Annotated in this window: 15 protein-coding genes; 7 read left to right on the forward strand and 8 right to left on the reverse strand. The window is 64.9% G+C overall.

Going from position 1 to position 10,965, the window contains the following annotated elements; genetic code table 11:
• Positions 1 to 154: 154 nt before the first annotated feature.
• Genes thiS through trmB form a run of 3 tightly spaced genes read left to right on the forward strand, consistent with a single transcriptional unit; the run spans position 155 to position 1,923 of the window.
• Positions 155 to 355 (forward strand): sulfur carrier protein ThiS, encoded by a 201-nt coding sequence (thiS, locus tag Q1L50_RS10640; protein ID WP_300338357.1) that lies wholly within the window; start codon positions 155 to 157, stop codon positions 353 to 355.
• Positions 356 to 379: 24 nt separating this feature from the next.
• The gene (locus Q1L50_RS10645) at positions 380 to 1,174 is read left to right on the forward strand and encodes a thiazole synthase (protein WP_300338360.1); all 795 of its coding nucleotides are present in this window, start codon (positions 380 to 382) and stop codon (positions 1,172 to 1,174) included.
• A gap of 2 nt (positions 1,175 to 1,176) precedes the next feature.
• On the forward strand, positions 1,177 to 1,923 hold the full coding sequence (trmB, locus tag Q1L50_RS10650) for a tRNA (guanosine(46)-N7)-methyltransferase TrmB (protein ID WP_300338362.1): 747 nt from the start codon (positions 1,177 to 1,179) through the stop codon (positions 1,921 to 1,923).
• On the opposite strand, the gene Q1L50_RS10655 is transcribed toward trmB, so the two are convergent.
• Positions 1,879 to 2,403, reverse strand: a complete 525-nt coding sequence (locus Q1L50_RS10655; RefSeq protein ID WP_300338364.1) for an energy transducer TonB — start codon at positions 2,401 to 2,403, stop codon at positions 1,879 to 1,881. The two genes, trmB and Q1L50_RS10655, sit on opposite strands and share 45 nt — an antisense overlap.
• 89 nt (positions 2,404 to 2,492) lie before the next feature.
• Here Q1L50_RS10655 and Q1L50_RS10660 point away from each other — a divergent pair, with 89 nt between their 5' ends.
• Positions 2,493 to 3,686: an ankyrin repeat domain-containing protein gene (locus tag Q1L50_RS10660; protein ID WP_300338366.1), complete on the forward strand. Its 1,194-nt coding sequence runs from the start codon at positions 2,493 to 2,495 to the stop codon at positions 3,684 to 3,686.
• Positions 3,687 to 3,729: 43 nt separating this feature from the next.
• On the opposite strand, the gene hemW is transcribed toward Q1L50_RS10660, so the two are convergent.
• The 5 genes from hemW to Q1L50_RS10685 are packed head-to-tail and all read right to left on the reverse strand — an operon-like array spanning position 3,730 to position 8,168.
• Positions 3,730 to 4,986 carry a radical SAM family heme chaperone HemW gene (gene hemW / locus Q1L50_RS10665; protein ID WP_300338369.1) on the reverse strand — a complete coding sequence of 419 codons (1,257 nt, stop codon included), beginning with the start codon at positions 4,984 to 4,986 and terminating at the stop codon, positions 3,730 to 3,732.
• Positions 4,986 to 5,573, reverse strand: a complete 588-nt coding sequence (gene rdgB / locus Q1L50_RS10670) for an RdgB/HAM1 family non-canonical purine NTP pyrophosphatase (RefSeq protein ID WP_300338372.1) — start codon at positions 5,571 to 5,573, stop codon at positions 4,986 to 4,988. The genes hemW and rdgB overlap by 1 nt, the downstream gene beginning before the upstream one ends.
• Positions 5,570 to 6,286: a ribonuclease PH gene (rph, locus tag Q1L50_RS10675; protein WP_300338375.1), complete on the reverse strand. Its 717-nt coding sequence runs from the start codon at positions 6,284 to 6,286 to the stop codon at positions 5,570 to 5,572. Before rph ends, rdgB begins: the two co-directional genes overlap by 4 nt.
• 8 nt (positions 6,287 to 6,294) lie before the next feature.
• Positions 6,295 to 7,215, reverse strand: coding sequence for a protein phosphatase 2C domain-containing protein (locus tag Q1L50_RS10680; protein ID WP_300338378.1), 921 nt, complete (start codon positions 7,213 to 7,215; stop codon positions 6,295 to 6,297).
• On the reverse strand, positions 7,212 to 8,168 hold the full coding sequence (locus tag Q1L50_RS10685; protein ID WP_300338388.1) for a serine/threonine-protein kinase: 957 nt from the start codon (positions 8,166 to 8,168) through the stop codon (positions 7,212 to 7,214). The genes Q1L50_RS10680 and Q1L50_RS10685 overlap by 4 nt, the downstream gene beginning before the upstream one ends.
• A 103-nt stretch (positions 8,169 to 8,271) precedes the next feature.
• Between Q1L50_RS10685 and Q1L50_RS10690 the strand changes: the two genes are divergently transcribed.
• Positions 8,272 to 9,138 (forward strand): YicC/YloC family endoribonuclease, encoded by an 867-nt coding sequence (locus tag Q1L50_RS10690; RefSeq protein ID WP_300338380.1) that lies wholly within the window; start codon positions 8,272 to 8,274, stop codon positions 9,136 to 9,138.
• 46 nt (positions 9,139 to 9,184) lie between these two features.
• Here Q1L50_RS10690 and Q1L50_RS10695 read toward each other — a convergent pair whose 3' ends face one another.
• Both Q1L50_RS10695 and Q1L50_RS10700 read right to left on the reverse strand, forming a co-directional pair.
• A complete protein-coding gene (locus Q1L50_RS10695) occupies positions 9,185 to 9,415 on the reverse strand; it encodes a hypothetical protein (RefSeq protein WP_300338383.1) in 231 nt (76 codons plus the stop codon).
• A 32-nt stretch (positions 9,416 to 9,447) separates the two neighbouring features.
• Complete coding sequence (locus Q1L50_RS10700) at positions 9,448 to 9,984, reverse strand: type I restriction enzyme endonuclease domain-containing protein (protein WP_366145229.1); 537 nt, start codon at positions 9,982 to 9,984, stop codon at positions 9,448 to 9,450.
• A 77-nt stretch (positions 9,985 to 10,061) separates the two neighbouring features.
• Between Q1L50_RS10700 and Q1L50_RS10705 the strand changes: the two genes are divergently transcribed.
• Both Q1L50_RS10705 and Q1L50_RS10710 read left to right on the forward strand, forming a co-directional pair.
• On the forward strand, positions 10,062 to 10,229 hold the full coding sequence (locus Q1L50_RS10705) for a hypothetical protein (protein ID WP_300338385.1): 168 nt from the start codon (positions 10,062 to 10,064) through the stop codon (positions 10,227 to 10,229).
• 419 nt (positions 10,230 to 10,648) lie between these two features.
• The coding region (locus Q1L50_RS10710; protein WP_300338394.1) for an efflux RND transporter permease subunit at positions 10,649 to 10,965 on the forward strand (317 nt) is incomplete at its 3' end.

The following is a 10,965-nucleotide window of genomic DNA, read 5'->3' on the forward strand; positions in this document are numbered from 1 at the left end:
GACGGCTTCGAGAGAAACCTTGCTTTCAGCTACCGTGGCGACCCTCATCAGCAATACCTCCAACCTCATAATCTACTGAAAGTATCGCATACAACGGTATGAACAATAGAGAATATCGCCTTATCTTCCGCCGGCGTGGTAAAATCAAAGTCTTATGGAACTCATGATCAACGGCGAAAGCCGCCAATTTCCTTCGCCGCTGACGGTGGCCGCTCTCGTCGAGGCGCTGCAGCACAGCGGCAAGCGGATCGCCGTCGAATGCAACGGTGCGATCGTTCCCCGTGGCCGTCATGCCGAAACAGTTCTGGCCGACGGCGACCGGATCGAGATCGTTGTCGCCGTCGGCGGCGGCTGAGCCTCACTCGGAAGAGAACGACGCATGCACGCTGCTCTCAACGGCCTGACGATCGCCGGCAAGACCTATCGTTCCCGTCTGCTCGTCGGTACCGGCAAGTACAAGGATTTCGCCGAGACGCGGGCAGCGATCGACGCCTCTGGCGCCGAGATCGTCACCGTCGCCATCCGGCGCACCAACATTGGCCAGAATGCCGGCGAGCCGAACCTGCTCGACGCGCTGCCGCCGTCGCAGTTCACGATTCTGCCGAATACCGCCGGCTGCTATACCGCTACCGACGCGGTGCGCACCCTGCGTCTGGCACGCGAACTGCTTGATGGTCATCCGCTGTGCAAATTGGAGGTGCTTGGCGACCCGAACAATCTGTTCCCGAACATGCCGGAAACGCTGAAGGCTGCGGAAACGCTGGTCAGCGAGGGCTTCGAGGTGATGGTCTACTGTGCCGACGACCCGATCCAGGCCAGGATGCTCGAGGAGATCGGCTGCGTCGCGGTGATGCCGCTGGCTTCGCTGATCGGCTCCGGAATGGGTATCGTCAACCCGTGGAACCTGCGCCTGATCATCGACAACGCCAAGGTGCCGGTGCTGGTCGACGCCGGCGTCGGCACCGCTTCAGACGCGGCGATCGCCATGGAGCTGGGTTGCGACGGGGTGCTGATGAACACCGCCATCGCGCACGCCCGCGATCCGTTGCTGATGGCCAGCGCGATGAAGCAGGCAGTCGAGGCGGGGCGGGCGGCCTTCCTCGCCGGCAGGATGGCGCGCAAGTTCTATTCGGCCGATCCTTCGTCGCCGACCACCGGCTTGATCGGTTCGTAGCCGTGGACGGTCAGCAGGCCGATAGCGCCGCCGCACGGCCGGCGCATATCCGCAGTTACGTTCGCCGCCAGGGTCGCGTGTCGAGTGCGCAGCAGCGCTACCGTGAAGCGATGATGGGCAGCATCGGCGTTCCCTACGTGGCGGCGCGTCTCGATCTCGATGCGCTTTTCGGCCGCGCGGCGCCGCGGATTCTGGAGATTGGCTTCGGCATGGGCGAGACGTCGGCGGCGATCGCCGCCGCGCACCCCGAGAACGACTACCTCGGGATCGAAGTGCACACCCCGGGCGTCGGCAGCCTGTGCAAGCTGGTCGCCGAAATGGGCCTGACCAACCAGCGCATCGTCCAGCACGACGCGGTCGAGGTGCTGCGCGAGATGATTGCCCCGGCGACGCTGGCCGGGGTGCACGTCTTCTTCCCCGATCCGTGGCCGAAGAAGCGCCACCACAAGCGGCGCTTGCTGCAGCCGCCACTGGTCGGCTTGTTGGCCAGCCGCTTGCGGCCGGGCGGCTATCTTCACTGCGCGACCGACTGGCAGGACTATGCGCAGCAGATGCTGTCGGTCCTGTCGTCCGAAGCGTTGCTGGAAAATACCGCCAGCGACTTCGCGCCGCGCCCCGGGCACCGCCCGCAGACGAAGTTCGAGCAACGCGGCCTGCGACTCGGGCACGGCGTCTGGGATCTGGTCTTTCGCCGTCGAGCCGGTTCAGTCCACCAGCCGGAAGGGGACCAGCAGGATGAACTCGCGTGAATGCGCCCAGTTGATCTTGCCCATCGCCCAGGCGGCCTTCACGGCGGCCTTGTCGAGGATCGCATGGCCGCTGCTGCTGGCGATGTTGATGTCGGTGATCTGGCCGTCTGCGCTGACCGTAAGAATCAGGCGAACCTCGCCTTCGATGCCGCGGGCGACGGCTTCCGGCGGATAGTACAGGTGTTCGGAGAGTTTTCGCTGTGCCGCCGCAACTTCGCGCTTGGGAACGGCAGTCGGCTGCGAGCTGTGGGCAACGCCGGAGGTCCGGGGTGGTCTGGCGGCAACGGCTGCCTTGGCGCTTTCGAGGGTGTTTTTCAGCAGCGCTTCGTCGTTGGCAACCGCTGGCTTGAGCGGCAGACGCAGCGTCGCCTGCAGCGGTGGCTGCGCTGGCGGCGTGTTGCGCTGGAGGGCTTCCGGAAGGAGCAGGCTGGCGTGCAGGGCGAGCGATAGCGCGAGGGCGAGGATCAGGCGGGACGGCATCAGCCCGACATTGTGAACCAAAACCGTGCAACACGACACCGCGCCGCCGCCATCCAAGCCTGCCTGGCCGGTACCGATTGGAGGACCTTGTGAAACATTTCGTGAAACAGCTGCTGCGGCAACTGCTCGGTAGTCCTGGCAGAGTGCTGTTGCTGACCGTCGTCTTGCTGGCTGGCCCGGTGCGGGCACAGTTACCGCCGTCGGTGCCCGACCCGATTACCTTCGGCTACGCTGTCGAGCGCGGCGACCTGCGAACGGTGACCCGCTGGCTCGACCAGGGGCTGGACCCGGAGTACCAGGCTGCCCAGATCGGCACCGGTCTGATGGTCGCCGCCTGGCATGGCAGGATCGAGATGATGGCTCTGTTCGTCGAACGCGGCGCCGATGTCCGGCGTACCAATCGCAACGGCGAGCAGGCACTGCAACTCGCGGCCTGGGGCGGGCATCGTGAAGCGGTCAACTGGCTGCTGGAGCACGGCGCGCCGCTGGATCGCCAGGGCAACAACTGGGGGGCGCTGCATTATGCGGTGTTCAACGGTCACCAGCAGCTGGCCGAAGAGCTGATCGCCCGTGGCGCCAACGTCAATGCCCGCTCGCCGAACCTGTCGACGCCGTTGATCCTGGCCGCCCGCGAAGGTCGCGACGGGATGGCGCGGCTGTTGCTCGAAGCGGGGGCCAATCCGAAGTCACAGAACGACTGGGGCGATACGCCCTTGACCATCGCCATGCGCTACGACCATCTGCGGCTGGCGAAGATGATTTCGTCGCCGGAGGAGTTTGAAATTGCGGTCAAGGCGCCGAAGGAGAGTTTTGGCGAAGCGCTTCGTTCGGCAGCGGTGCCCAGCGAGATCGACGAGATCCTGAAGGAGATCCGCGCCGCCGAAGCCGAAGGGAGGCCGAGCGAGGCCTTGCACAAGAAGCTCCAGGCCACCGCCAACGCCTTGCGGCGCGCCAGTCCCCCGCCGCTCGCGGCACGCCAGATGCCGCGCCCCTACGTGCCGCCGTCAATGGTCATCACCGCTCGCCGCGGGCGGCCCGGTGCCGAGCGCGCGCAGCTGATGGTCGATGGCCAACCCGCTGGGCAAGCCGGTGCGTCGACCGCCGCGAGCGGCCCCGCCGGCGCCGGGGGCAAGGCGGCGAACCGGCCCTCCAGCGAGCAAAGCGCTGCCGCCGCGCAGGTTTCCGATCTGCTGCGCCAGATTCGCCTTGCCGAGGCCCAGGGGCAGCCCGCCGACGAACTCAGGCAACAGCTTTACCAGGCCGTTGCCGGCATGCAGAAGTAGTCACTGCCGGCCTGGCGACGCTGCCCGCTGTCTTCCTTCCGGGTCAGGCCCGTTCGACGAGGAAGCGTTCGAGCAGTTGATTGAGAAAGCGCCGACCGCGATCGCTGGGGGCGATGCGCTGCAGTTGGCGCTCGATCAGGCCGTCGCGTTCGGCCTGTCGCAGTTCACGCTCGATGCTGAGCAGCGGCAAGGAGGTGCGCAGTTCGAACAAGGGTGCATCGAAGCCCTGCAGCAGGCGCAGCGCGTTGAGCATGAATTCGAACGGCAGGTCGCGCGCGGCGACGGCGAACTCTTCCTGGAGCGGCTTTCCGGCGGCGACCTGGGCCAGGTACTGCTCGGGACGCTTCCAGCGCATTTGCCGGAGCACGCGATCGTGCAGCGTCAGCTTGCTGTGCGCGCCGGCACCGATCCCCAGGTAATCGCCGAACTGCCAGTAGTTGAGATTGTGCTGGCAGTGATGGCCGGCGCGGGCGAAAGCCGAGGTTTCGTAGTGCTGGTAGCCGGCCGCAGCCAGCCTGCTCTCGATGGCGTCCTGCATGTCGGCACAGCTGTCGGGATCGGGAAGCGTTGGCGGACTGGCGGCGAAAGCGGTGTTCGCTTCGATGGTCAGCTGATAGCACGACAGGTGTGGCGGCGCGAAGGACAGCGCCGCGTCGATGTCCGCCAGCGCCTCGGTGACGCTCTGCCCGGGCAGCCCGTAGATCAGGTCGAGGTTGAAGTTGGCGAAGTGGCTGGCGGCGGTGGCGACCGCCTGGCGAGCCTGCCGAGCGTCGTGCGCACGGCCGAGCGCCTTGAGGTGCCGTGGGTTGAAACTCTGGATGCCGATCGACAGGCGATTGATGCCGGCGGCTCGAAAGGCGGCGAATTTGCCGGCTTCAGCACTGGCCGGATTGGCCTCCAGGGTGATTTCGGCGTTCGGCAGCAAGGGCAGGCGGCTGCGCAGGGCGGCCAGCAGGTGGTCGACGCCGTCGCCGGAGAGCAGGCTGGGCGTGCCGCCGCCAAGAAAAACGCTATCGACCCGGCGCCCCCAGATCGTCGGCAGGGCGCATTCGAGGTCGGCGACCAGCGCCGCCAGGTAGTCGTCCTCGGGGATCACCGCCGGCGCTTGAACGTCGGTGCCGGATGCGGGCAGCGGATGCGAGTTGAAGTCGCAGTACGGGCACTTCTGCACGCACCAGGGAATGTGCACATAGAGCGACAGCGGCGGCGGTGTTCGGAACTGGATTTCGCGGCGCGCCGCTGGCCCGGAGCGCGGTGCCGGGATCAGTGGGATGACCTTGCCTCGCCAGGGCTCGGGCATCAGCGACGCGCCAGCAGCCGTTCGACGAGCCGGGCAAGCGCCTGGCCGCGGTGCGAGCGGCGGTTCTTTTCGGCGGCGTCGAGTTCGGCCGAACTGCGGTCGAGTTCGCGGACGTAGAACAGGGGGTCGTAGCCGAAGCCGTCCTGGCCACGCGCCGCCCGCAGAATTTCGCCGTGCCATTCACCCTCGGCGATGATCGGTTGCGGGTCGTCGGCGTGGCGAACAAAGACGATCACGGCGACGAAGTGCGCCGTGCGCTGGTCATTCTCGCCGAGTTCACCGAGCAGTTTTTGGTTGTTGCGAACATCCGACTTCGGTTCGCCGGCGTAGCGTGCCGACTGCACGCCCGGCGCGCCGCCCAGGGCGTCGACACAAAGCCCGGAATCGTCGGCGAGAGCTGGCAGACCGGTCAGCAGCGATGCGTGGCGAGCCTTGGTCAGGGCATTCTCGACGAAGGTGCAATACGGCTCTTCGACCTCGGGAACGCCGAGTTCGCCCTGGGTAACCAGTTCCCAGCCGAGCGGCGCGAGAATCGCGTCGAGTTCCTTCAGTTTCTTGGCGTTGTTCGAAGCAAGGACCAGTTTCATAGTGACAGCGACGCTTTCTGGTGGCTGATCAGCCGGCCGATGCCGGCGTCGGCCAGGTCGAGCAGTTCGCTCATCTGGCCGCGTGTAAAGGGCTCGCCTTCGGCCGTTCCCTGCACCTCGACGATGCCGCCGCCGCCGGTCATCACCACATTCATGTCGGTGTCGCAGTTCGCGTCCTCGGCGTAGTCGAGGTCGAGCACCGCCAGCCCGTTGTAGATCCCCACCGAGACCGCGGCGACGTGATCACGCAAGGGGTTGGCGGCAATCCTGCCCTTGCTCAGCAGTTGTTCGCAAGCGTCGTTGAGCGCCAGCCAGGCGCCGGTAATCGCCGCGCAGCGGGTGCCGCCGTCGGCCTGCAGAACGTCGCAATCGAGCGTGATCTGGCGTTCGCCCAGCGCCTTGAGGTCGGTGACCGCGCGCAGCGCGCGGCCGATCAGGCGCTGGATTTCCTGGGTCCGGCCGCTTTGCTTGCCTTTGGCCGCCTCGCGGCCGGTACGGGTGTGGGTAGAGCGCGGCAGCATGCCGTATTCGGCAGTCACCCAACCCTGCCCGGCACCCCGCAGAAAGGCCGGCACGGACTCCTCGATGCTGGCGGTGCACAACACGCGCGTGTCGCCCATCTCGATCAGCACCGAGCCCTCGGCGTGGCGGGTGAAGCGGCGGGCAATGCGGACATTGCGCAGTTGCGACGGTTGACGGTGACTGGGGCGCATGCAATTTCCTATTTTGAGTACTTCTGAATGGTCGAGCGGATCTCTTCAATGGCCAGTTCGATCTCCTCTTCGCTGAGTTCGGTCTTCTGGCCCGGGTTGCGTCCGAACCCGGCCATTCGGGTGGTAACCGTGTCGCGCGACATCGACTTGGTCGAGATCAGGCTGCTGCTGCCGCTGCTCTCGTCGACGTAGCTATCCTGCCAGCGTACGGCGATCATCGACAGGTTGTCGGCCTGCGGTCCGCCGCGGGTCTCGGCCTGACCGAGCAGCAGCGGCACGGTGCGCATCAGGTTGCCGGTTTTCAGCGAGGCCGCCAGGATTGGACCGGGCAGTCCGCTCCAGACGCCGTCGGTGCACAGCACCAGTACGTCTTCGGCTTCGAGCGTCGTCTTGTGCGAAAACTCGATCTCCGGCGTCTGCTGGCCACCCAGGCAGCCGTAAATCTTGTTGCGATCGGGATGATCGCGGGCCTCGTCTTCGCTGATCACTCCCTGCTCGAGCAGAAGCCGCACCCGTGAGTGGTCCTTGGTCTGCGCCAGCACTCTGCCCTTGCGCAGCAGATACAGCCGGGAATCACCCGAGTGCGCCCAGTAGGCGATGTTGTTCTGCACGATACAGGCGACGCAGGTGGTGCGCGGGGAGTCCGCCAGGCGGTGTTTGCCGGCGAAGTCGAGAATGCCGCGGTGGGCGTTGAGCATCCCCTTCTGGAGGAACAGGAAGGGGTCCCGGATGCGCGTCCTGACCTCGCGCTGGAAGGCCTCGGTCACGGTCTGGACGGCGATCTGCGCCGCCACTTCACCATAGTAGTGACCACCCATGCCGTCGGCGACAACCAGCAGCAGGCTGTCCCGCGAATAGCAGTGTGCCAGCCGGTCTTCATTATTGGCACGCTTGCCGGTGCGGCTTTCCTGGTAGATGGTGAATTTCATGGGTTTCTGGATTTCTTCAGTTTGCCGACCATCTGGCCGAGCCAGGTTTCTTTCGGCGGTAGTCGTGGCACGGGCGCGATGACCGGTTCGGTGAGCGCCTTCTGCAGCGCGAAGACGCTCTGCGGGCGGTAGCGATGGTTCAGGCACAGGCACCAGTCGATCGTTTCGAGCAGCTGGTCCGAGTACTGGCCTTCCCAGCGGACCATCGCCGGCACCAGACGGTCCCTCTCCAGACGGGCGTCGGCCGCTTGTGGCGTGCTGCCGGCGATACAGGCGTACATCGACGCGCCGACACTGTAAATGTCGCTCCACGGGCCGAGCAGATCGCGCTGGTTGTAGTGCTCCGGCGAGGCAAAGCCGGGCGTGTACATCGGTTTGAGCATGGGCGTGTCGCAGGCCAGGGTCTGGCGTGCCGCACCGAAGTCGATCAGCACCGGGACGTGGTTGTTGCGCATATAGATGTTCGACGGCTTGAGGTCGAGATGAAGCAGACGATGCGAGTGCACTTCGCGCAGGCCATTGAGCATCTTGGTAAAGACGTTGCGGATGAAATTCTCGGTGACTCCGGCCCTGTTCTTCTGGATCAGTTCCTGCAGCGTCCGGCCGTGTTCGTACTCCATGACCATGTATACCGTCTCGTTGGCACGGAAGAAATTCAACACGCGGATCACGTTCGGGTGAGAAAGGCCGGCCAGCGCCCGGCCTTCTTCAAAAAAACACTTCATTCCATAGCGGAAAGCGGGCAGGTGGTCCTCGGCGATCACCGGTGCGGTTCGGCCTTCTCCGCGCAGGGCCAGGGTGTTGGGCAGGTACTCCTTGATGGCGACCCGCGTCCCCTGGCTGTCAATGGCGACATAGACGATCGAAAAGCCACCCAATGACAGCTGCTGCTCGATACGGTATTCATCGAGCTGGAAAGCCGGGGGAAGGGGGTGGTTCGCTTGTTGCACCATCGCTGTCAAGGCTATCATCCAGGGGGTCGGCCATTGTCCGGTCTTTGGGGGTGGGCTGTAAAGCCGGCTGCAGATCCGCCTCCGTCCACACGTCAGGAATTCAATGATCTACAGTATGACCGGCTATGCTGCCACGATGCGCGCCGTCAAAGGTGGCGTATTGCACATCGAGCTGAAAAGTGTCAATTCCCGTTACCTGGATTATCACTTCCGAGTCTGCGACGAGTTGCGCATCGTTGAACCGGCGCTGCGCGAGTTGATCGGCACGCGGCTGGCGCGCGGCAAGCTCGAGTGCCGGCTGGCTTTCGTTGCCGCGACAGGCGTCGCCGATCAGGCAGGCCTGAACGCCGACCTGCTCGAACGCCTCAAGCGTTTCGATACCGAGGTGCGGCAAGCGCTGCCACTGGCGGCGCCGTTGGCGGTCGCCGACGTTCTGCGCTGGCCCGGCATCTTTGGCGATGACGGGCTGGATCTCGAGAGCGTGGTTCCAGCCTGCCTGGCTCTGGCCAGCGACGCTCTCGACGATTTCACGGCGAGCCGGGCCCGTGAAGGCGAGAAACTGGCTGCCGTGATCCTCGACAAAGTGGCCCGCATGCGCGCCTTGCTGCGCGAGGTCGAACCGCGCGTCCCGGCGGCGCTGACCGCATTCAACGAAAAGTTGCAGCAGCGTCTGCTGGACGCCTTCGCGACCGTGGACGACGACCGCCTGCGCCAGGAGGTGGCGATCTTTGCCGCGCGCATCGACGTCGCCGAGGAGCTGGCGCGCCTGTCGACCCACCTCGACGAGGTCGAGCGGGTGCTCAAGGCTGGCGGCGCGACCGGCAAGCGCCTGGATTTCCTGATGCAGGAACTCAATCGCGAAGCCAATACCTTCGGTTCCAAGTCGCTGGTCGCCGAGCTGTCGCAATTGGCGATCAAGTTCAAGCTGCTGATCGAGCAGATGCGCGAGCAGGTGCAGAATCTGGAGTAGGGAGTGCCGACGATCAATCCTCGAAAGCAGCATGTGGTCACGCGGGCTAATCGCGGTGAGCATTGGTGGCGGCATGGGCGGCCAGCGCATCGCGGTTGCCAGAGACCGCTTTGGCGCCGTAATCCTGACCAGCCGCATGCCAGGTCAAGCCGGACGTATGCTCCAGCCCGATCGGATGCTTGATCCGGCGCAGCGCCTCCTCGGTCCGCCCGCGGCCGTGGTACGGATCGGCAAGCGATGCGGCCGGAAAGAGCACCGAATCCAGCAGTGAGGCCATCGCCCGCTGGACGCAGCCATTCGGCGCCATCGTTAAACCGAGGCATACACCCCAGCATTCCTCTCCGGATAGCTCTCGTACACATGCTCGAATACCGCCGAGCATTTCTGGTGGTATAGCTCAGGCGAATAGGCACGAGGCAGGGCGGTGTCGAGGGTATCTTCGATGGTCAGCTTCAGCTTTGACCGCGCTGCCGCCTTCTGCCGCCAGTTCAGGACCAACAGCGCCTTGAGCCGCGCCTGCAGTTCGCGAGCAGCCTTCTTCACGGCGGCCCGTTCCTCGGCCGAGAGTTCCGGCGCCGGTCGCATCAGGATGTCAAAGACGACCAACTCTTCTTCGCTCATGTTCTCGCGCACATGCCGTTCCTGCTCGTCGTCCAGGCTGTTGGACAGCTTCACCAGTTCCTCGAACGAATCGTCGATACTGCGGCTGCCGGCGTTGTAGTTTTCGATCAGCGCCTCGAACTTTTCGACGAAGTCGGCACGTGTGCGGTTCAACTGGATCACCTTTTCCGGTTGGGCGCGGATGGCGGCCGTTAGGGCTTCCAGCTCGGTTTCCTGTGCCTGGATTCCTTGAAGCGTTGCGCCAGCGCGTCAAAGTTGATCTTGGACAGGTCAAGTGGCGGCGGCCCCGACTGGCGGATTTCGTGGCCGGTGATCGATTCGTCGAGCAGACCGTTGATTTCCCCAACACCGGCGAAATGTCCGCTCGGCTGGGGTTCAGCCTGGAGCGGATGGCGTCGGCCAGGGTCGTCAGGCAGCCGACACGACTGGCGAATTCCAGCGCCGAAGGATGGGGCTTCACGGCACGGTAAAACGCACTGAGCAGCCGCGCATGGGCCAAGAAATCGCGCCGTAGCGGGTCGGGCGAAATCAGCGCGTTGATGCCTTCCTGGATGCGTGACAGGCGCCCCATGCTGCCGGCGCCCGGCGCCTCCATCTCGCTCAGCATCACGCCGTGCGCGGCACAGGAGGCCGTGGCATCCTCCACCGCCTGGCGCAGTTCCTCGACGAGTTGCTGCTTGTCCTTGACCGCGCAGTTGACCGACCCGTTGCCATCCTTGCCGGCCCCGTAGATCGCCAGCGCCTTTTCCAGCGAGGCGAAGACGTTGGCGTAATCGACGATGGTGCCGCTGTGCTTGCCGGGGAAGACCCGATTGGCGCGGGCTATGATTTGCATCAGCGTGTGGTTGCGCATCGGCTTGTCGAGCTACACCGTCGAGCAGCTTGGCGCATCGAAGCCGGTCAACCACATGGCACAGACAAAGCCCAGGCGCAGCGGGTCGTCGGTATCCAGAACTTCCCCGACATCGAACTGCCGACGATCACCATCGCCGCGACCTACGAGGGCGTCGCACCGGCGCAGATGGAAACCGAGGTGGCACGCAAGATCGAGGATCAGGTCGCGTCGCTCGGCGGCATCGAGCACATCACCACCACCCTCACCGACGGTTCGGCGTCGATCAAGGTCGCTTTCAACATCGACAAGAACGCCGAGGTCGCACTCAACGAAGTGCGCAATGCGATCGACACGGTGCGCGCCGACCTGCC

The organism is Accumulibacter sp. (assembly GCF_029255145.1).
Taxonomy (GTDB): Bacteria; Pseudomonadota; Gammaproteobacteria; order Burkholderiales; family Rhodocyclaceae; genus Accumulibacter.